Below are 19,623 nucleotides of genomic sequence, written 5' to 3' on the forward strand. Positions count from 1 at the left end.
GACCCGGGCGGCTGACAGTGCCGCACGGCTCGCTCATGGCCGGAGTCGGGCAGGATCATGGCATGAGCTCGCGCGCACACCCGGCCCCCGCCACCCCCCGACGCAGCCTCCTCGGCAGGCCGGTCGACGACGGCCCGCGCGCGAGCTTCAGCCAGCTCATGCCCTACCTGCTCGAGCACCGCGGGGTGCTCTCCTGGGTCATCGTCATCAGCGTGCTCGGCGCGGGCGCCTCCCTCGCGCAGCCTCTCCTCGTCGCCCAGGTGATCTCGACGGTCGAGGAGGGCGGCGAGCTCGGCGCTCTCGTGGCGCTGCTCGTCGGGCTCGTCGTGCTCGCGGGCCTCCTGAGCGGCTTCGGCCACTACCTGCTGCAGCGCACGGGCGAGGGGGTCGTGCTCTCGAGCCGCCGCACGCTCGTGCGCCGACTCCTGCACCTGCCGATCAGCGAGTTCGATCAGCGCCGCACGGGCGACCTCGTGAGCCGCGTGGGCAGTGACACGACCCTGTTGCGCGCCGTGCTCACGCAGGGACTCGTCGAGGCGATCGGTGGCAGCCTCACCTTCCTCGGCGCCCTCGTCGCGATGATCATCATCGACCCCGTGCTGCTGCTGCTCACGGTGCTCGTGATCGCCGTGTCGGTCGTCACCGTCGTGCTGCTCTCGGCGCGCATCCGCGTCGCCAGCCGCAAGGCGCAGGAGAAGGTGGGAGACCTCGCCGCAGCGGTCGAGCGGGCGATCTCCTCCGTACGCACGGTGCGCGCCGCGAACGCGACGGAGCGCGAGATCGCGACCATCCACGAGGATGCTCGAGGCGCGTGGCTCCAAGGGATCAAGGTCGCCAAGATCTCCGCGCTCGTCGTGCCGATCTCGTCGATCGCGCTGCAGATCTCGTTCCTCGTGGTGCTCGGCGTGGGCGGCTACCGCGTCGCGGCCGGCGATATCGAGATCGCCGAGCTCGTCGCCTTCATCCTGTTCCTCTTCCTCCTCATCGGCCCGCTCGGGCAGGCCTTCGGGGCGATCACGAGCGTCAACAGCGCGCTCGGAGCCCTCGGGCGCATCCAGGAGATCATCGCCCTGCCGAGCGAGGCGGAAGGCGACGCTGACGTGGCGCCCGCCGCGGCGACCGGCGACCGTGCCGCGATCGCGTTCGACGACGTGCACTTCCGGTACCCGGAGGCCGCGCGCAAGACCGAGCAGGAGAAGGTCATCGCGGAAGTGGTCGGCGAGGAGACCCGGAATGACACCACTGTTCTGCGCGGGGTGACGTTCGCGGTGCCCCAGGGCTCGCGCACGGCGCTCGTCGGGCCGAGCGGAGCGGGCAAGTCGACGATCCTGTCGCTCATCGAGCGCTTCTACGACCCGACCGGCGGTGTCATCCGCATGGAGGGGGTCGACATCCGCGCACTCGATCGCCTCGAGCTGCGCAACCGCATCGGCTACGTGGAGCAGGACGCCCCGGTCCTCGCCGGCACCCTGCGCGACAACCTCCTGCTCGGCTCACCGACGGCGAGCGACGACGATTGCGTCGCGGTGCTCGAGCGCGTCAACCTGCTCGAGGTGCTGCAGCGCAGCGACGAGGGGCTCGACGCGCAGGTGGGCGAGAGCGGAGTCATGCTCTCCGGCGGCGAGCGCCAGCGACTCGCCATCGCTCGGGCACTCCTCGCCGCTCCCCCGATCCTGCTGCTCGACGAGTCGACGTCGTCGCTCGACGGAGTCAACGAGCGGCTCATGCGCGAGGCGATCGACGCCGTCTCCGCCGATCGCACGCTCATCGTCATCGCGCACCGGCTCTCGACGGTCGTCGACAGCGATCAGATCGTCGTGCTCGAGCACGGGCGCGTGATCGGCACCGGCGTGCACGCGGACCTCGTGCGCGACGTGCCGCTCTATCGCGAGCTCGCGCAGCACCAGCTGCTCACGTAGACCGGCACGCACCGTGGCTCAGGAGGTGCTGACCTCCACATGGCCACCGGCCTTGGCGATCTCGGAGAGCGCCTCCTCGCTCGACTCGGCGGCGACCCCGGCGACCAGGTTGCGCAGGACCCGCACGGTTCGCCCGTGCTGCAGGGCGTCGAGGGCCGAGGCGCGCACGCAGTAGTCGGTCGCGAGCCCCACGACGTCGATCTCGGTCACGTCGAGCTCATCGAGTGCCTGCGGAACGGAGCGCCCGTCGTCGGTCGTCCCCTCGAAGATCGAGTAGGCGGGAACCCCCTGGCCCTTGCGCACGTGGATGTCGATGAGGCCCGTATCGATGCTCTCGTGGTACTCGGCGCCGTCGGTGCCGGCCACGCAGTGCACCGGCCAGGTGAGCACGAAGTCGGGTTCAGCATCCGTCGCGAAGTGCCCGCCGTTGTCGTTATCGCCGTCATGCCAGTCACGCGAGGCGATGACGACGTCGTAGAGGTCGGGGTGCCGCCGCACGTGCTCGGTGATCGCCGCCGCGACGGCCGCCCCGCCGTCGACGCCGAGAGCACCACCCTCGGTGAAGTCGTTCTGCACGTCGATGATGAACAGGGCGCGAGCCATGTCGCCTCCAAGTCGAATCGGTCGGTCAGGTGGTGGAGAGGGCGTTGCCGCAGGTGTACACGCCCGTGGTCAACGTGTCGAGGGCGGCCCGGGCGTTGCCCTGAATGCCCTCGCCTACCGCGAAGAACCCGAAGGTCAGGCGCGTGCCGTCCTGAGCGGTCACGATACCCGCGAGGGAGTACGACGTGTCGATCCACCCGGTCTTCGCGGCGACGGCGCCGCGCGCGATCGCATTCGCACCCGTGAAACGGCTCGAGAGAGACCCGAACTGGCCGGCGACCGGCAACCCTTGCGCGATGTGGTTCAGAGAGCCCTCGCCGTTCGCGATGCGCACCATGAGCCGGGTCACGTACGAGGGGGGCACGGCGTTGAGGTGGCTGAGGCCGGAGCCGTCGCGGATCGTGAGGCCCGTAACGGGCACTCCGTACTCGTCGAGCGCGATGCGGAAGGCCGAGGTGAGGGATGCCGCCGAGCCGTCGAGTCCCAGATTCTTCGAGACGACGCGCGCGAGCATCTCGCCGAGGGCGTTGTCGCTCGTGAGGAGCATCTGAGGGATGAGCGTGCTCACCGGCTGCGAGCGCACCACCCCGAGCGTCTCGGTGTCGGGCGCCGAGCCGAGGCTCGTGATCGGCGTGCCGCCGGGGTTGCCCGCGGCGGCCAGTGCTTGCGCGAAGGCCTGCCCAGCGCGGGCGACCGGATCCGTCGAGCGGGGGCTCGTGCCCGCGACGGGGTTCGCACGATCCGCGTCGACCTGGAGCGCGGTCACCTCGGACTGGTATCCGATCGTCTGCTCGCTGCGCGCCCACGAGGGGTCCCACTTGTCGGCGGGGTCCCAGTAGGTGGCGTCGAGCACGACCTCGCGAATCGCGGGGGCGTCGGGGTGGGCGGCGGCGTAGGCGGCGACCGTCTGCGCCGCGAGGTCGGCGAGCTTCGGGGCCCCCCGGTAGAAGCTCTCCTGCCCCGGGGGGAGCCTGCTGAGCGTCGCATCGCCGCCGCCGACGAGCACGACCGTGCCCGGCTCCGCGCCGTCGACGACTCGGGTGGACAGGCGGTGGTCGGGGCCGAGGACCGCGAGTGCAGCGGCGGCCGTGAGCACCTTGAGCACGCTCGCGGTGCGCACGGGACGGTCAGCGGCGCGCTCGAAGAGGATCTCGCCCGTATCCGCGTTGATGACCGACCCGGAGAAGTCACGCAGGCGACCATCCCGAGCGAGGGCGTCGATCGAGCACGTGCGAATGCCCTGCGCCGCCACGATCGCGTCGGGCACCGATCGAGGGTCGGGCTCGGGAGTGGCCGTCGGAGTCGGAGTCGGCGTCGGTGCAGCCACCGGCTCGTCCGAGCCCACCGCGACGCCCGTGAACAGAGAGCCCGTGGCGAGGAGCACGAAGGCGACCGTGAGGGCAGTTGTCAGGAGAGCGCGGGGGCGTCGGCGGCCCGGTGTCGCATCCGGCTCCGTCATGCGGTCATGGTACCCCTCGGGCCGCGGCGCCCGAGGCGTCACGTCACTCTCCCGGATACCGCAGCCCGATCTGCGCGCGGATCTCATCGAGCACTCCCATGATGGCGACGGTCTCCTCGAGGGGCAGCGAGGCGGGAGCCTCCCCGGCCGCGCGCCGCTCGAGCTCCCAGGCCTGGAACTCCATGCCGCGCGTGCTCAGGGGGTGCTCGAAGCGCTCCACGACAGAGCCGTCGGCACCGTAGTGAGTGAAGGAGGTCGCCGTGTACCAGACCGGATCGATGTCGATCCACCCCTGCGTTCCGAGGATCGACGCTCGGTTGGGGCCCTTGGTGTCGAGCACCGAGTGCAGCACCGCCTGCCGGCCGTCCTCGTGCACGAACTGCATCGCGGTCTGACGATCGACACCCGTCGGCGTCATCGTCGCAGCGGCCGTGATCGACGTCGGCAAGCCCAGGATGTCGATCGCGAGCGACACCGGGTAGATGCCGAGGTCGAGCAGGGCGCCGCCCCCCAGATCAGGGTTCTGCAGACGGTGCTTCGGATCGGTCGAGATCGACTGCGAGTGATCGGCGAGCACGGTGCGCACGTCGCCGAGAGCTCCCGCGGCCAGAATCTCGTGGATGCGCACCATGTGCGGCAGGAAGCGGGTCCACATCGCCTCCATGACGACGACACCGCGCTCTGCGGCGCGGTCAGCGATCTCGCGGGCCTGCCCGGCGTTGACCGTGAAAGACTTCTCGACGAGCACGTGCTTTCCCGCCTCGATGGCGAGCAGCGCGCACTCGTGGTGCATCGGGTGCGGCGTCGCGACGTACACCGCGTCGACGGTGTCGTCGGCGACGAGCGCCTCATAGCTGCCGTGCGCGTGCGGAATGCCGAATCGCGCCGCGAAGTCGTCGGCCGATGACTGCGACCGTGAGCCAGCGGCGGTGACCGTGAAGCCGCTCGCCGTCAGATCGGATGTGAAGGCGCGGGCGATGCCACCCGTCGCAAGGATTCCCCAGCGCAGCCCCGGAGCCAAAGCAGACCTCTTCTCTCGCGGTCGGCATCGGCACCGGCCGCGAGTAGCAAGCCTACTGAGGTGCGGTTAGCAGCTCACCCAGCGCGCAGCGGCCCGCGTGAAGCTGTACGGCTCGTTCGGCACACCACCGTGCGTCATCGCGAACAGAATGCACGTACCCGCCATGCTGCCGGTGTTGCCCGGCTTGTACAGCGACGCCCGGTGACCACTGGAAGCCCACCACTTATCCGCCACCGTCGCACCCGTGTTGCCCGACCCACCAGCAAGATTCCCATCGCAGCCCACACTGGGCACACCATCACTGCGCTGCGACCCGATGTGACCCCACGCACTCATCGGATCCGTACTGGGATCCTCCGCCATCCAGAACAGACGCTGCTCCATGCACGAGTCGTACCGAATGTTGCCAAACGGCACCGGCGGCAGACAGTTCGCCACCCGGATCTCGTTGTACCGCGTCGCGAACGACGCCAGATCGGAGGAGGTCGTGCCCGCGACGCCGCCGGCAGACGTCGTGCCGGGCGCGCCGCCGGTGGAGCCGCCGATCGCCGCCGGGCAGGCCGGGGGCTCCGGTGCGGGCGGAGGCTTCGGGGCGGGGGCGGGCTCGCTCGAGCCCGAACCGCCTGATGACCCACCGGACGATGAGCCGCCGCTCGACGAGCCGCTCGACGACGAGCCCTCGCCGGATGCGCTGCCCCCTGCGGAGCTGCCGGAGGAATCGCTGCCCGACCGGTTCGATCCGGAGGAGGTGCCGACGGCGACGGGCTTCTGCGCGGAGTGCTCGGTGTCGCTGTCGCGAGAATCGTCGTCGGCGGCCTCGATCACGGAGCGTTCGACCATCTCGATGATCCGGATGCTCGACTCGTCCTGTGACCCGCGGGTCTCGATCCCGGAGATCACGGGCGAGCTGCTCGCGGCTCCGGCGCTGTCGCTCGCGACGCCGGCCGCCTCGCCGCTCGTACCCCCGAAAATCGGCACGATGACGAGAAGGACCGTCGTGAGAGCGCTTCCCGCGATCACGGATCGAAACATGTGAGGCTCCCCCCGAGCCGGATGGCTCGAACCTGTGGACACACGGCCCCCCGGCCGCTGGTGCCACGGTATGGTGCGCTGTCGCTCCTCGACAAGTGCGTCTGGTCGCAAAACGAACAGATCACCCGCGAAGTGGGGGCGTCAGAGACCCCCGGCGCCCCCCGAATGAGGCACAGGGTGACGGCTGACGCGGGTGGAAGACCGTGGTGCCGGCTGCGGGCGTGGAGCACCGCTCCACGCTGAGAGCCACTCCTGCGCGGCGCCGAGCGAGAGGGTGGAAGACCGTGGTGCCGGCTGCGGGCGTGGAGCACCGCTCCACGCTGAGAGCGACTCCTGCGCGGCGCCGAGCGCGAGGGCAGAAAACAGTGGTGCCGGCTGCGGGACTTGAACCCGCAACCTTCCGATTACAAGTCGGGTGCGCTACCAGTTGCGCCAAGCCGGCGAGCGCGCTCGCGGGGAGCGACGCCGTGTGAAGACTACCGCCGTACTGCTACGGGCTGGGTGTCGGCGTCGGTGTCGGCGTGGGGTTGGTGGCGAACTCGGCCCCGGCCGCTTCGAGAACGAACTGCGAGAACTCGGACTGCTCGAAGGGGTACCGGAACTCGAAGAGGTCGCCGTTGACGAACACCGCGGGGGTGCCCGCGATGCTCTCCGCACTCGTGCTGGCGATGGGCAGCGGCCCCTCGAGAGCGCGGTCTGTCGCCGCCCGTACCCAATCGCGGAAGCGGAGATCCTGCACGCACTTCTCCACGGCGTTGAGGGTCACGGTGCTCGCGTCCACACCGGCCCTGGCCGCCAGTTCGACGAGCTCCTCGTCCGTGAGCCCCGGGGTGCCCTCTTCCGGCTGGTTGGCGAAGAGCGCCTCGTGGAAGTCGAGGAACCGGTTCGGGGCGTAGTTGGCCACGCAGGCGGCGGCATTGGCTGAGCGCAGGGAGTAGCGGGTGCCCGCCGAGAGGTTGGTGAGGGTCGAGAGGGGGTGGTACTCGACGGTCGCCGCGCCCGACTCGATGAGGGTGCGGATGAGCTCGCCGTTCTCGTCGTCGAACTCCGCACAGCGAGGGCAGAGGTAGTCGATGAAGATCTGAATCTCCACGACACCGGCCGGATTCGGCTCGGAGGGGATCGGCCGTGCCCCGGCGGGCCGGGCGGGCGTCGCGACGGCCTCGAAGCCCTGCCCGATCTTGATGCCGTCGCTCGCCATGTTGAGGGGCCCGTCGCCCTCCGGCCGCACCGAGTTGGTGAGCACGAGCGCAACGACCGCGATGATCGCGACCACGACCACGGCGATGCTGCCCTGCACGATCCAGAGAGTGCGCCTCTCCTTCTTGCGCTGCGATTCGCGCAGCGCTCGCGCCTTCTCACGGGCCTCGGCGCGCCGCTCGCCCCGGGTCGGGGTGTGCGCGGGAGGGAGGGCCTCGTTCATGCAACCTCACTCACAGGGATGGGACGTGCTTCGCCGTCCGTCGTTGGGCGGCGCCGTCGGGCGCCCCCACGATGGTACCCGTCGCCGATGACCCCACCCCCCATGCGAGGGTCGTGCCATACTGATCCTTGGTGACCGAGGGCGTTCCACCGCTCGCGGGCATCATCCATTCACTACGGATCGTCCGGCACGTACCTGCCGGTGAAGGAGAAAGTTCACAATGGCAACCGTCACCTATGACAAGGCAACACGGCTCTACCCGGGCTCGGAGACTCCCGCAGTCGACTCCCTCGACCTCGACATCGCCGACGGCGAGTTCCTCGTTCTCGTCGGCCCTTCCGGCTGCGGAAAGTCCACATCGCTGCGCATGCTCGCCGGCCTCGAAGAGGTCAACGACGGCAACATCTTCATCGGCGAGCGCAATGTTACCGACCTCCCGCCGAAGGATCGAGACATCGCGATGGTCTTCCAGAACTACGCCCTCTACCCGCACATGACGGTGGCCGAGAACATGGGCTTCGCGCTCAAGATCGCGGGCATCAACAAGGATGAGCGCGCCAACCGCGTGCTCGAGGCGGCGAAGCTGCTCGACCTCGAGCCCTACCTCGACCGCAAGCCGAAGGCACTCTCGGGCGGCCAGCGCCAGCGCGTCGCCATGGGCCGCGCCATCGTGCGTCAGCCCCAGGTGTTCCTCATGGACGAGCCGCTCTCGAACCTCGATGCGAAGCTGCGCGTGCAGACCCGCACCCAGATCGCGTCACTGCAGCGCCGCCTCGGCGTCACGACCGTCTACGTCACGCACGACCAGACCGAGGCGCTCACGATGGGCGACCGCATCTGCGTGCTCAAGGACGGCGTGCTGCAGCAGGTGGGAAGCCCCAGCGACCTCTACGAGACGCCGACCAACGTCTTCGTCGCCGGCTTCATCGGCTCCCCCGCGATGAACCTCTTCCCGGCTGCCGTCGCCGACGGCGGTGTTCAGTTCGGCTCGGCAATCGCCCCCGTCTCGCGCGATGTGCTCTCCTCCACGAGCGAGAAGACCGTCACCGTGGGCGTCCGCCCCGAGGACCTCATCATCAACACCAAGGGCGAGGGCCTCTCGCTCGAGATCGACCTCGTCGAGGAGCTCGGCGCTGACGGCTACCTCTACGGCCACATCGACGTCGAAGGACAGCGCGTCGACATCGTCGCCCGCGTCGACGGCCGCTCGCACCCGCACAGCGGCGAGACCGTGTACCTCACGCCGGAGCCGAAGCACGTGCACGTATTCGACACCGCGTCGGGCAAGCGCCTGAACAAGGAGCCGATCAGCGCCAACTAGGCGGCACGGCTCGCGCAGAGTCCGAGGGCGGGCGGTGTCTCACGACACCCCCGCCCTCCGCTCTTTTCTCGCTCCGCCCAGCCCTTCACCCCCGTCGCCCAGACCCGTCGACGACACCACGAGAGAGACCCCTGTGAGCGCATCCCTCACCATCACCTCCGCGGTCACCGACCCTGGCCTGCTCGACTTGCCGTGGCACGAGCCGCTGGACGTGTGGCCCGACGATGCGATCGCGACTCTGCCCAAGGGCATCTCCCGCCACCTCGTGCGCTTCGTGCACTTGAGCGACTACGTGGTCGCGATCAAGGAGACGACGGAGGAGATGGCACGGCGCGAGTACGACGTGCTGCGCACGCTGCAGCGCATGGACATCCCCTGCGTCGAGCCCGTGGCCGTCATCACGGGGCGCCTGGACGAGAAGGGTGAGCCGCTCATGCCCGTGCTCGTCACCCGGCACCTGCGGTTCTCCCTCCCCTATCGCGCCCTGTACTCGCAGACGCTGCGCACCGATACCGCGACGCGCCTCGTGGATGCTCTCGCCGTGCTTCTCGTGCGCCTCCACATCGCCGGATTCTTCTGGGGAGACGTCTCCCTCTCCAACACGCTCTTCCGGCGCGACGCCGGCTCCTTCGCCGCCTACCTGGTCGACGCCGAGACGGGTCAGCTCTACTCGGGAGGCCTCTCCAACGGCCAGCGCGAGAACGATCTCGAGATCGCTCGCGTCAATATCGCCGGCGAGCTGCTCGACCTGGAGGCCGGTGGGCGACTCGACGAGAGCATCGACGCGATCGAGACCAGCAACGGCATCATCGAGTCGTATCGCACGTTGTGGAAAGAATTGACCGGCTGGGAGTCGTTCGACAAGACCGAGCGCTGGCGCATCAACCAGCGGGTCGAACGGCTCAACGACCTCGGCTTCGACATCGAGGAGCTCGCGATCACGACGGACGGCGCGAGCACGCAGGTGCGCATCCAGCCCAAGGTCGTGGATGCTGGTCACCACACGAGGCGCCTGCTGCGGCTGACCGGTATCGACGCGGGAGAGAACCAGGCGAGGCGACTACTCAACGACCTCGACGCGTACACCGCCTCCACCTATCCGGGCAGGAAGGTGGACGACGAGGTCGTCGCGCACGAGTGGCTCGCGCGCGTCTTCGAGCCCGTCGTGCGCGCTATTCCGAGAGACCTCCGCGGCAAACTCGAAGCGCCCGAAGTCTTCCACCAGCTGCTCGAGCACCGCTGGTACCTCTCGCAGAACGAGTCGCGCGCCATTCCGCTCGCCGAGGCGCTCAGCTCCTACATCGACACGGTGCTGCGCCACCGTCGCGACGAAGCGACGGTGATCGCGCCCGTGACGGAGACGATCTCGATGCCCGCGCTCGACACCGCTGCGATACCGCTCAGCGACGACGACGTGGTCGACGGATCCTGGCGCGACAAGGTGTGAACCGCAGCCGAGGGAAGCCTGCCTCGCAGCCCCCTCGGCGGCGGACAGCGATCACGCCAGGATCGTGAGCGGGTGCTCGATGCGCGCGACGAAGGCGGCGAGCCAGCGCGCGGCGAGCGCGCCATCCCACGCCCGGTGATCGGCCGACAGCGTGACCGACATGACCGAGCCGACCTCGAGGGAGCCGTCGACGACCACCGGCATCTGCCGAGCCGCGCCGACCGCAAGGATGCCCGCCTGCGGCGGGTTGATGATCGCGCTGAACGACTGCGTGCCGAACATCCCGAGGTTCGAGACGGCGAAGCTTCCGCCCTCCATCTCATCGGGGCGCAGCTTGCCGCCGCGACCGCGCTCGGCGAGGTCGGCGATCTGCGCGCCGAGAGCCGAGACGCTGAGCCCCTCGACGCCGCGCAGGATGGGCATGACGAGCCCGTCATCGAGCGAGACCGCGATGCCGATGTCGACGGAGCCGTGCTGGAGCATACCGTCATCGCTCCAGGTGCGGTTCGCCTCCGGCACATCGCGGAAAGCTCCAGCGACCGCCTTGACGACGAGGTCGTTGACACTCACCTTCACCGTGCCCGCTGCGTTGATCTCGGCGCGCATCGCGAGCAGCGCATCCACGCGGCAGTCGGCCGTGAGATAGAAGTGCGGCACCTGGTTCTTGCTCTCGGTGAGCCGACGCGCAATGGTCTTGCGCGTGCGGCTGTGCGGCACGAGCTCCGGCTCGGCACCCGGCGCCGTCGCGGCAGCGGGCGCCGCCTGCGCTGGTGCGCTCGAGGGCGGTGCGCTGGCCGGCGAGGCAGGAGCCGAGGCCTTGCCCGAGTCGGTGAGCAGCGCCTCGATGTCGCGGCGCACGATGCGACCGTCGGGGCCGGAACCCCGCACGTCGTCGAGGGAGAGGCCGTGCTCGCGCGCGAGACGGCGCACGAGTGGGCTGATGAACCGTCGACCCGAGGGGGGCTCGTCGGTCGCGCGCGGAGCAGGGGCGCTGCTGGCGCTGGGCGCATCCGCCGCGATCGAGGCTGATGCCGGCGTCGGAGCCGACGCTGACTCCACCTCGGCCTCGGCGACCGGCGCCGCCGACTCGGGGTCGGTAGCGGAGGGCGATGCGGCGACGGTCTGGGGCTGAGTCTCCGCGGCGGGTGCCGCTGGCGCGCTCTCTGCCGACTCGCCGGCCTGCCCGACGACGGCGATCGGCGCACCGACATCGATCGAGTCGCCCTCGGCGACGAGCAGCTCGAGCACCGTGCCCGCCGTCTCGGCGGTGTACTCGACGACGGCCTTCTCCGTCTCGATCTCGGCGAAGGGCTGGCCGACGGCGATCTCGTCACCCGCGGCGACGAGCCACTTCTGCACTGCCGCCTCGGTGACGTTCGCGAGCACCTCCGGCATGCGGATGGTCGTCGACATCAGACCGCCCCTCCCGCGTGGCGGCGCACGGTCTCGAGACCGGCGACGACCTCCTCCGTGCGCGCGATCGCCGCACGCTCGAGCACTCGCGAGATCGACGGAGACGACTCAGCACCCGTCACGCGCTGCACGGGCTGGTCGAGCCAGTCGAACAGGCGCCTCTGAATCTCGTCGGCGAGCCAGCCGCCGTACGACGTGCCGACCGCTCCCTGCTCGACGATGAGCACGGCGTTGGTCTTCTTGACGCTCTCCTCGATCGTCTCCCAGTCGAGAGAGGCCCGGTCGAGCCAGCGCAGGTCGATGAGCTCGGCGTCCACGCCGGTCTGCTCGATCGCCTCGAGGCTGTGCTTGACCATGGAGAGGTAGCTGATGACCGTGACGTCCTTGCCCTCCCGGCGCACCGCGGCGTTCCCGGGAGGGATGATGTAGTCGAGGTCGCCCGCGATGATCTCGTCCTTCTCGCCGTAGAGGTCCACGTGCTCGATCACGAGCACCGGGTCGCCGAGCGCGAGAGCCGCGTTCATGAGGCCGACGTAGTCGGCGGCCGTCGAGGGGGCGACGATGCGCCAGCCGGCACTCGTCGCGAAGATGCCCGCCGGATCCATGAGGTGCTGCGAGCCGTAGCCCGAGCCCATCGCGACCTTCGTGCGCAGCACGAGAGGAACGGGGTCTTGACCGCCGAACATGTGCCGGGCCTTGCCGATCTGATTGAAGACCTGGTCGGCGGCGACCCACAGGAAGTCCGGGTACATGAACTCGATGACGGGCACGAAGCGGCCGTCGAGGGCGAGCCCGCCACCGAGACCCGCGAAAGCGTTCTCGCTGATCGGCGTGCCGAGGGTGCGCTCGGGGAAGGCGGTGGCGAGGCCCTTCGTGGCGCCGTTCGTGCCGCCCTTGAGGCGATGCACGTCCTCGCCGAGAACGAGGATGCGCTCGTCCTAGCCCATGCGGTGCTCCATGACGCTCGCCACGGCGTCGACGAACTTCACCTGCTCGCGCTCGCGAGTGTCGGTGAGCGGCTCGACCGCGCGGAGCTCCGCGAGCTCGCTCGCGTCCCCGCGCACACCCACGTCGACGAAGTCCGGGTCGGGCCAGAGCTCGGGGCGGATGCGCCGCTTGCCCTGCTTCTCGGGGTCGGCCTCGAGCAGGGGCTCGGTGGCCGCATCCATCGCTGCGAGGGCCTGATCGCGCACGGCCTGCACGCCTGCCTCATCGATGTGGCCGAGCTTGATCATCTCGCGGGCGACGCGCTCGAGCGGGTCGCGCTTCTTCCACTCGGCCTCCTCCTCCTTCGTGCGGTAGCCGAAGGCGCTGCCGGGGTACGGGCCGTTCTGGTGGAAGAAGCGGTAGACCTCGGCCTCGACGACCGCCGGTCCTCCACCGCTGCGCATGACCTCGGCGGCCTGCTCCATGGCGAGGTGGACGGCGAGAGGGTCCATGCCGTCGACGCGCCAGGAGGGGATGCCGAAGCCCATGCCGCGCACCGACAGCCGCGTGTCGGCCGTGCTCTCCTCGATGCGGGTGGCGACGGCGTAGAAGTTGTTCTCGACGAAGAAGCACACCGGCAGCTTCCACGCCGCAGCGAGGTTCATCGATTCGAGCACCGAGCCGATCTGCGCGGCGCCGTCACCGAAGTAGTTGATCGTGAGGTCGGTCGTGCCCGAGTGCTTCTGGGCGTAGGCGTTGCCGGTCGCCATGGGGGCGCCGACGCCGACGATCGCGTTGGTGCCGAGTGCGCCGGCCTCGAACCACTGCAGGTGCATCGAGCCGCCGCGACCCGCGCAGAATCCCTGCGCAAGGCCGAGGATCTCGGCGAGCGTGCGCTGCAGGACGCCCTGGAGGGTGTCGTCGACGAGGCTCGTGAGATCGAGCTTCCCCTGGCTCACGTGCGTGATCGCCTTGGCGAGGAACTGGTGGTGGCCGCGGTGCGAGCCGTTGACCGCGTCGGTCGTGCGCAGACCCACGATCGAGCCGACGGCGCCGCCCTCCTGCCCGATGCTCGAGTGGGCGGGGCCGTGCACGAGGCCCTCGCCGGCGAGCTCGAGCACGCGCTCCTCGAAGGCGCGGATGAGGTGCAGCTGCCCGAGCATGGTCGCGAGCAGGGCGGGGTCGGCGTTCTTCCAGTCGGCCGCTGTCGTCGACAGCTCGACCCACGGTGCGGTCGATTCCAAACGTCGTTGTCTCGCCATGGCCGTTCCTTCGTCGAAGCGTGAACCCGCCGAACTACGGCGGTCGGTGCCGTCACTGTAGACGGGATTGCATCCAATCACAAGATTTCTCCGGCTCTATCCTGGTCAGGAAGCCACTTGTGCGGGTATATTGCATCCACGACGAGCGTGCGCGAGGAAGGGACGACGATGCGGGGACTACCGGGACTGCGGGGCATGGAGCACATCGGCTTCACCGTTCCCGACCTCGAGGAGGCCGACGACTTCTTCGTCAACGTCATCGGGTGCGAGCGCGTCTACTCGCTCGGCCCCTACGTGCGCGACGACGACTGGATGGCGACGAACCTGAACGTCCACCCCCGCACGACCATCCCGGAGCTGCGCTTCTACCGCTGCGGCCACGGCTCCAACTTCGAGATCTTCCAGTACGACGCCGCCGACGGCCAGGCGCCCCAGCCCCGCAACAGCGACATCGGTGGCCACCACCTCGCCTTCTACGTCGACGACTTCGAGGCGGGTTTGCAGCATCTGCGCGACCACGGCGTGCGCATCCTCGGCGAACCGACCGACAGCAGCAACGCGAGCGAAGGGCAGCGCTGGGTGTACTTCCTCAGCCCGTGGGGCATGCAGCTCGAGCTCGTGAGCTACCCGAACGGCAAGGCGTACGAGCGGGATGCGCCCGTGCTGCTGTGGAACCCGAAGGACCCGGCAGCGTGAGCGAATCCACCGTCGCGCCCTTCGTGCCGGCCACGAGCATCCCGGCCCCGCAGACCCGCGATGGCAACGCCAGCCTGCGCGTCGCCCGCGGGCTGCGCGAGGCGATCGTCGCCGGAGAATACCCGCCCGGCTCCCGCCTGCGGCAGGAGGAGATCGCCGAGCGGTTCGGGGCGAGCCGCGTTCCCGTGCGCGAGGCCCTCAAGGTGCTCGAGGCGGACGGCCTCATCACGCTCGTCGCCAACGCCGGTGCGTGGGTCTCGCAGCTCACCCTCGCCGAGTGCGAGGAGGTCTACCAGACCCGCGAGCGCGTCGAGCCGCTCCTCCTCCGTCTCGCTGCCGCCAGCATCACCGACGAGACGCTCGACGAGCTGGACTCGCTCGCCGAGGCGATGGTGGCGACCGACGACGTCGAGGAGTTCCTGCGGCTCGACCGCGCCTTCCACCTGACGATGTACGCTGGCGCGCGCACCCTCGTGCTGAGCGACCTCGTCGAGCGGCTGTGGAACTCGACCCAGCCGTACCGGCGCGCGTACACGCTCATGATCGACGCCCACAGCCAGCGCATCGTGCACGACGAGCACCACATGCTCGTCACTGCGCTGCGTGAGGCTGACATCGACAGCGCCGAGAGGATCCTCGAGGGGCACATCCGACGCACGCGCCGTCGCCTCGCCGCGCACCCGCAGCTCTTCGCCGACACCACGACACACCGACCGACCACACCTCGACAGAAGGGGCCATCATGGCCATCGCAGTGATCAACCCGACCACCGGCGCGACGGAGCGCACCCTCGAGCCGCACGACGCCGACGAGATCGAGCGGCGCGTCGCAGCCGCCCACGCCGCCGCACAGGCCCTGCGCGGCGAGACCTATGCGCAGCGCGCCGCGTGGATGCGAGCTGCAGCCGACGTGCTCGAGTCAGAGGCTGAGGACGTCGCGGTCATGATCACGCGCGAGATGGGCAAACCCATCGCCCAGTCACGCGCCGAGGCGCACAAGTGCGTGAAGAGCATGCGCTTCTACGCCGACAATGCTCAAGCCTTCCTCGCCGACGAGCCTCTCGACGACCCGTCGAGCGTCGGGGCGAGCGCTGCCTGGGCTCGATACGAGCCGCTCGGCGCCGTGCTCGCCGTGATGCCGTGGAACTACCCGCTCTGGCAGGTCATCCGCTTTGCTGCTCCCGCCCTCATGGCTGGCAACTCCGGTGTGCTCAAGCACGCCTCGAACGTGCCAGAGTCGGCGCTGTACCTCGACACTCTCTTCACGCGCGGCGGATTCCCCGTAGGGTCGTTCACGACTCTCCTCATCGGGGCGTCCGCCGTGGATGCCGTCATCGACGACCCCCGCATCACCGCCGTGACGCTCACGGGCTCCGAGCCCGCGGGCCGGTCGGTGGGTGCCCGCGCCGGCGGCCAGGTCAAGAAGGCCGTGCTCGAGCTGGGCGGCTCCGACCCCTTCATCGTCATGCCCTCGGCCGATCTCGACAAGGCCGTCTCGACGGCCGTCACGGCCCGCATCAACAACAACGGGCAGTCCTGCATCGCCGGCAAGCGCTTCATCATCCACACCGACGTCTACGACGCCTTCGCCGAGCGCTTCTCCGCGGCGATGGCGGCTCTCACGGTCGGCGACCCGATGGACGAGTCGGTGCAGGTCGGCCCGCTCGCCACGCGCTCGGGCCGCGACGAGATCGCCGAGCTCGTGGCGGACGCGATCGCGCACGGAGCCACCGTGCTCACGGGTGGCGCAGCGCCGGAGGGCGAGGGCTGGTTCTACCCGCCGACGGTGCTCGCCGATCTGCCGTCTGACGCGCGCCTCGTCATGGAGGAGGCGTTCGGCCCGGTCGCGACGCTGTACCGCGCGGCCAGCGCCAAGGAGGCGGTGGCCATTGCCAACCAGACGACGTTCGGCCTCAGCTCGGCTGCGTGGACTAACGACCCGGACGAGCAGGAGTTCTTCCAGACCGAGATCGACGCCGGCGCGGTGTTCCTCAATGGCATGACCGTCTCGTACCCCGAGCTGCCCTTCGGGGGTATCAAGGACTCGGGCTTCGGGCGCGAGCTCGCGGCTGCGGGTATTCGCGAGTTCTGCAACCTCAAAACGGTCTGGAAGGCCTGACGGAGGGACGGCGCGCGGTGCGCCTGCCGGGGCTAGAAGCCGTGCAGGTGCGTCGCGGTGCCGGCGGCGGAGGGGAAGTCCTCCTGCGTGCCGTCGTCGAGCCGGTCGAGCACGAACCAGACCGCCTGTACCTCGGCCGCCTCGCTGTTCCAGAATCGATGCGGGATGCTCGAGTCGAACGCGATCGAATCTCCCACTTCGAGCACCGAGCGCCCGAAGCCGACCTGAACGTTGAGTCGACCGCGCACGATGATGCCGTACTCGCGTCCGTCGTGGCGGATGAAGTCGGCGGGCGGCTCCGCGCCGGGCGCCGGGGCGTAGATGACCTCGATGAACTCGGCCTTGGTCTCGGGCTTCGCCGTGAGGCGTTCCCAGCGGGGGCCCGAGCTCATGCTGATGGTGGGGCGGTCGGAGGATCGCAGAACGATTCCGGCCTCCTCGAGTGAGGTGTCGGGCGAGGTGGCGACGACGTCGTCCGCGGGCAGCTCAGGCGGATCCTCGCCGGGAGCCGGGATCTCCTCGAAGAGGCTGTCCATCGAGATGCCGAGCTCGCTCACGACGTTGTAGAGGGCGCGCACGCTGAACGAGGCGAGGCCGCGCTCGACCTGCGAGACGTGGCTCGCCGACACCTGCACGCGGCGGGAAAGCTCGCGAACGCTCATCCCGCTGCCTTCGCGAGCCAGTCGGATGCGCTCGCCGACGACAGCCCACTCGGTGTCGTTGTCGCCCTGACTCATGCCGTCCTCTCACTGCATGTGCATACCCAGTGTATTCGGATGAGCGCCCCTGTGCGCCATAGGAGAACATCCGCTGCGCGCTGGCCCCGATCAGCTACGCCCCGGATCGTAAGATCGAGGTAAGGAACGTTCTCTCCTGGTGGACGGTGACGTTGCTTTCAACGGCGCAGAAGATGCAGAGGAGGGAGACGGCCATGGTCGACGTGAAGCAACCATCAGTGGGGTTCCTGGGTCTCGGCGAAATGGGCAGTGCCATGGCGGGACGACTTCTCGATGGGGGCCTCACCGTCACCGCATGGAACCGAAGCCACGGTCCCGCTGCGCGACTGGGACAACGAGACGGAGTCACGGTGGTGCCGACCGTGGCGGCCGCCTTCATGGCGGAGCAGGTTGTGCACCCCATGCTGAGCGACGATTCGGTCGTCCTCGAAGTCTTCGACGAAGAGATGCTCTCGGGGGTGCCCGCGGGTCGCACCCATATCCAACACGCGACAGTCAGCGCCGACACTGCGACGGAACTGGCGGAGCATCATCAACGACACGGAGTGGGATACGTCACCGCTCCTGTCTTGGGACGGTCGACTGTGATCGCTCGCGGCGACCTGCTCGTCGTCGCCTCGGGTGAACCCGAGGCGCTCGCCAGCGCCATGCCGTCCCTGACTCTCCTGGGCCGACAGGTGTGGAGTCTGGGTTCCGACCCCCGGCACCCCGCCGTAGTCAAGATCGGAGTTAACTACTCGATCGTTCATACTCTGCAGTCCATCGCCGAGTCCGTCTCGCTCGTCGAGTCAGCGGGCGTCGGTGCCAGCTCCTTCGTGGAGATTTTGACCGACACGGCGTTCAGCGGCTCGGCGCACCGGGGCTACGGCCCGATGATCGCAGAGTCGCGCTACCAGCCAGTCGGCTTCTCGATGGCCCTGGGGCTCAAGGATTTGACGCTGGCAGAGCAGACCGCGGCCGAACAGGGCGTGAAACTGCCCATGAGCTCAGTGCTGCGGGAAGTGTTCGAAGCCACGATGGCAGATCCTGACCTTGCCGCTCTCGACTGGTCTGCGGTCGCCGAGATCACGCGCGGTCGCCGCGCTCGATGACCGCACGCGCCCGGGCTGCGACGATCGGCGCCTGCGAGCTACGCGTACAGTGCGGCGACGAGCTGCGGGGCGTTCTCCGGCGACGGCACGAGCTCGCCCTGCTCCACCCGCTCGGCGAGCCGCAGGATAGCCTCGTTGACCGGCGCTCGCTTACCGCGGGCCGCGCTCGTCGCGACGACGTACCCGCTGAAGGCGTCGAGCTCTGCCCGGCGACCCTTCTCCCAGTCCTGCAGCACCGCCACGCGCGTATCGGGCTTCGAGAAGTGCGAGAGCACCCGGTCGAGCAGGTCGAGGGAGTACTGGTCCGAGTCGGGAACATCCTCCGCGGCGATGCCGAGGCTCGGCAGCATCGTGATGCCGAGGTCGATCGCGAGAGCGTAGGCCTCCCGCGACATCGCATCCATGACCGGCCGGATGCCGGGCATGTGCGCCGCCTCGAGAAGGGGCACGCCCAGCAGGCCCGAGGGCAGCATCTCCGGAATGTTGGCGATGAGCTTCATCCACTTGGCCGAGCGGATGTCGTCGGTCACCTCCGTGACCGCCGCGTGCGCGAGCACGGCAGCGACCTGGTCGAGGCGCTCGGTGCGCTGGCCGTCGATCGTTCCGACAGAGAACCACGTGTCGGCCGGGGCGACCTGGCGCGTGATGACAGCCTGCTGGCGCATGTTCGCCGCGATGCCGAGAACGCACCCGATCGTGCGCTCGGCCCCACGATGTCGGTGCAGTCATCGATCGTCATGCCGTTCTGCAGGCCGACGAAGACCGAGTCCTACCCCATCAAGGGCCTCATGAGCTCAGCCACCCAGCGGGTGTCGTAGGTCTTGACGCCGGTGAGCACGATGTCAAAGGGCTGCCGCAGCTCCGCGACATGACACAGGTGCAGGGCTCGCACAGGAGTCACCTGGGTCTCGGTGGGCAGGTGCACCGTGAGACCCTCGCCGTTCATGGCCTCAACGTGGGCGGGCCATGGGTCGATGAGAGTGACGTCGAGCCCGGCGCGCACCAGATCAGCGGCGACAGAACCGCCCACCGCCCCGGTGCCCACGACGGCGATCTTCAGGTGTGCCAGCTCCATCGCGTACTTCCTCGGCGTTCTTTGACGCAGAACACTGTCGAGAGTACGGGAGTGACAGCCGCCCGTCGAGAATCGCGG

Annotated in this window: 18 protein-coding genes and 1 tRNA gene; 7 read left to right on the forward strand and 12 right to left on the reverse strand. The window is 69.2% G+C overall.

What is annotated here, in order from left to right; translation table 11 throughout:
* The first annotated feature begins 62 nt into the window (after positions 1 to 62).
* Positions 63 to 1,919, forward strand: a complete 1,857-nt coding sequence (locus tag HUJ41_RS10505; protein WP_179872512.1) for an ABC transporter ATP-binding protein — start codon at positions 63 to 65, stop codon at positions 1,917 to 1,919.
* A gap of 18 nt (positions 1,920 to 1,937) precedes the next feature.
* On the opposite strand, the gene HUJ41_RS10510 is transcribed toward HUJ41_RS10505, so the two are convergent.
* From HUJ41_RS10510 to HUJ41_RS10535, 6 genes are all read right to left on the reverse strand, one after another.
* Positions 1,938 to 2,522, reverse strand: coding sequence for an isochorismatase family protein (locus HUJ41_RS10510; protein WP_179872513.1), 585 nt, complete (start codon positions 2,520 to 2,522; stop codon positions 1,938 to 1,940).
* A 25-nt stretch (positions 2,523 to 2,547) separates the two neighbouring features.
* Positions 2,548 to 3,981 (reverse strand): D-alanyl-D-alanine carboxypeptidase/D-alanyl-D-alanine endopeptidase, encoded by a 1,434-nt coding sequence (dacB, locus tag HUJ41_RS10515; protein ID WP_179872514.1) that lies wholly within the window; start codon positions 3,979 to 3,981, stop codon positions 2,548 to 2,550.
* 43 nt (positions 3,982 to 4,024) lie between these two features.
* Positions 4,025 to 5,002, reverse strand: coding sequence for a Gfo/Idh/MocA family protein (locus HUJ41_RS10520; protein ID WP_179872515.1), 978 nt, complete (start codon positions 5,000 to 5,002; stop codon positions 4,025 to 4,027).
* A gap of 66 nt (positions 5,003 to 5,068) precedes the next feature.
* Complete coding sequence (locus HUJ41_RS10525; protein WP_179872516.1) at positions 5,069 to 6,034, reverse strand: hypothetical protein; 966 nt, start codon at positions 6,032 to 6,034, stop codon at positions 5,069 to 5,071.
* A gap of 366 nt (positions 6,035 to 6,400) precedes the next feature.
* A tRNA-Thr gene (locus HUJ41_RS10530) sits at positions 6,401 to 6,476 on the reverse strand.
* 48 nt (positions 6,477 to 6,524) lie between these two features.
* Entirely contained in the window at positions 6,525 to 7,457 is a 933-nt protein-coding gene (locus tag HUJ41_RS10535) for a DsbA family protein (RefSeq protein WP_179872517.1), read from the reverse strand.
* 220 nt (positions 7,458 to 7,677) lie between these two features.
* Here HUJ41_RS10535 and HUJ41_RS10540 point away from each other — a divergent pair, with 220 nt between their 5' ends.
* On the forward strand, positions 7,678 to 8,778 hold the full coding sequence (locus HUJ41_RS10540) for an ABC transporter ATP-binding protein (protein WP_179872518.1): 1,101 nt from the start codon (positions 7,678 to 7,680) through the stop codon (positions 8,776 to 8,778).
* Between the two features lie 133 nt (positions 8,779 to 8,911).
* Positions 8,912 to 10,225: a DUF4032 domain-containing protein gene (locus HUJ41_RS10545; RefSeq protein ID WP_179872519.1), complete on the forward strand. Its 1,314-nt coding sequence runs from the start codon at positions 8,912 to 8,914 to the stop codon at positions 10,223 to 10,225.
* A 51-nt stretch (positions 10,226 to 10,276) separates the two neighbouring features.
* On the opposite strand, the gene HUJ41_RS10550 is transcribed toward HUJ41_RS10545, so the two are convergent.
* The 3 genes from HUJ41_RS10550 to HUJ41_RS12805 are packed head-to-tail and all read right to left on the reverse strand — an operon-like array spanning position 10,277 to position 13,827.
* Positions 10,277 to 11,638: a dihydrolipoamide acetyltransferase family protein gene (locus HUJ41_RS10550; protein ID WP_179872520.1), complete on the reverse strand. Its 1,362-nt coding sequence runs from the start codon at positions 11,636 to 11,638 to the stop codon at positions 10,277 to 10,279.
* Entirely contained in the window at positions 11,638 to 12,567 is a 930-nt protein-coding gene (locus HUJ41_RS12800; protein WP_281363124.1) for an alpha-ketoacid dehydrogenase subunit beta, read from the reverse strand. Before HUJ41_RS12800 ends, HUJ41_RS10550 begins: the two co-directional genes overlap by 1 nt.
* A 9-nt stretch (positions 12,568 to 12,576) precedes the next feature.
* Positions 12,577 to 13,827: a thiamine pyrophosphate-dependent dehydrogenase E1 component subunit alpha gene (locus HUJ41_RS12805; RefSeq protein ID WP_246299220.1), complete on the reverse strand. Its 1,251-nt coding sequence runs from the start codon at positions 13,825 to 13,827 to the stop codon at positions 12,577 to 12,579.
* 168 nt (positions 13,828 to 13,995) lie between these two features.
* Here HUJ41_RS12805 and HUJ41_RS10560 point away from each other — a divergent pair, with 168 nt between their 5' ends.
* From HUJ41_RS10560 to HUJ41_RS10570, 3 genes are read left to right on the forward strand one after another with little or no spacing between them, the layout of a single operon-like run.
* Entirely contained in the window at positions 13,996 to 14,523 is a 528-nt protein-coding gene (locus HUJ41_RS10560; RefSeq protein WP_179872521.1) for a VOC family protein, read from the forward strand.
* Entirely contained in the window at positions 14,520 to 15,281 is a 762-nt protein-coding gene (locus tag HUJ41_RS10565; protein ID WP_224744461.1) for a GntR family transcriptional regulator, read from the forward strand. Before HUJ41_RS10560 ends, HUJ41_RS10565 begins: the two co-directional genes overlap by 4 nt.
* A complete protein-coding gene (locus HUJ41_RS10570; RefSeq protein ID WP_179872522.1) occupies positions 15,266 to 16,642 on the forward strand; it encodes an NADP-dependent succinic semialdehyde dehydrogenase in 1,377 nt (458 codons plus the stop codon). The genes HUJ41_RS10565 and HUJ41_RS10570 overlap by 16 nt, the downstream gene beginning before the upstream one ends.
* A gap of 32 nt (positions 16,643 to 16,674) precedes the next feature.
* Here the strand turns inward: HUJ41_RS10570 and HUJ41_RS10575 are convergent, their stop codons facing one another.
* Positions 16,675 to 17,379, reverse strand: a complete 705-nt coding sequence (locus HUJ41_RS10575; RefSeq protein ID WP_179872523.1) for a helix-turn-helix domain-containing protein — start codon at positions 17,377 to 17,379, stop codon at positions 16,675 to 16,677.
* Between the two features lie 194 nt (positions 17,380 to 17,573).
* On the opposite strand from HUJ41_RS10575, the gene HUJ41_RS10580 reads away from it, so the two are divergent.
* Positions 17,574 to 18,470 (forward strand): NAD(P)-dependent oxidoreductase, encoded by an 897-nt coding sequence (locus tag HUJ41_RS10580; protein WP_179872524.1) that lies wholly within the window; start codon positions 17,574 to 17,576, stop codon positions 18,468 to 18,470.
* Between the two features lie 38 nt (positions 18,471 to 18,508).
* Here the strand turns inward: HUJ41_RS10580 and HUJ41_RS10585 are convergent, their stop codons facing one another.
* Positions 18,509 to 19,135 carry a ketopantoate reductase family protein gene (locus HUJ41_RS10585; RefSeq protein ID WP_179872525.1) on the reverse strand — a complete coding sequence of 209 codons (627 nt, stop codon included), beginning with the start codon at positions 19,133 to 19,135 and terminating at the stop codon, positions 18,509 to 18,511.
* Positions 19,136 to 19,239: 104 nt separating this feature from the next.
* The gene (locus HUJ41_RS10590; protein ID WP_179872526.1) at positions 19,240 to 19,545 is read right to left on the reverse strand and encodes a ketopantoate reductase family protein; all 306 of its coding nucleotides are present in this window, start codon (positions 19,543 to 19,545) and stop codon (positions 19,240 to 19,242) included.
* Positions 19,546 to 19,623 lie beyond the last annotated feature (78 nt).

Origin of the sequence: Microcella indica (assembly GCF_013414345.1) — a bacterium.
In the GTDB taxonomy this organism is placed as follows: Bacteria; Actinomycetota; Actinomycetes; order Actinomycetales; family Microbacteriaceae; genus Microcella; species Microcella indica.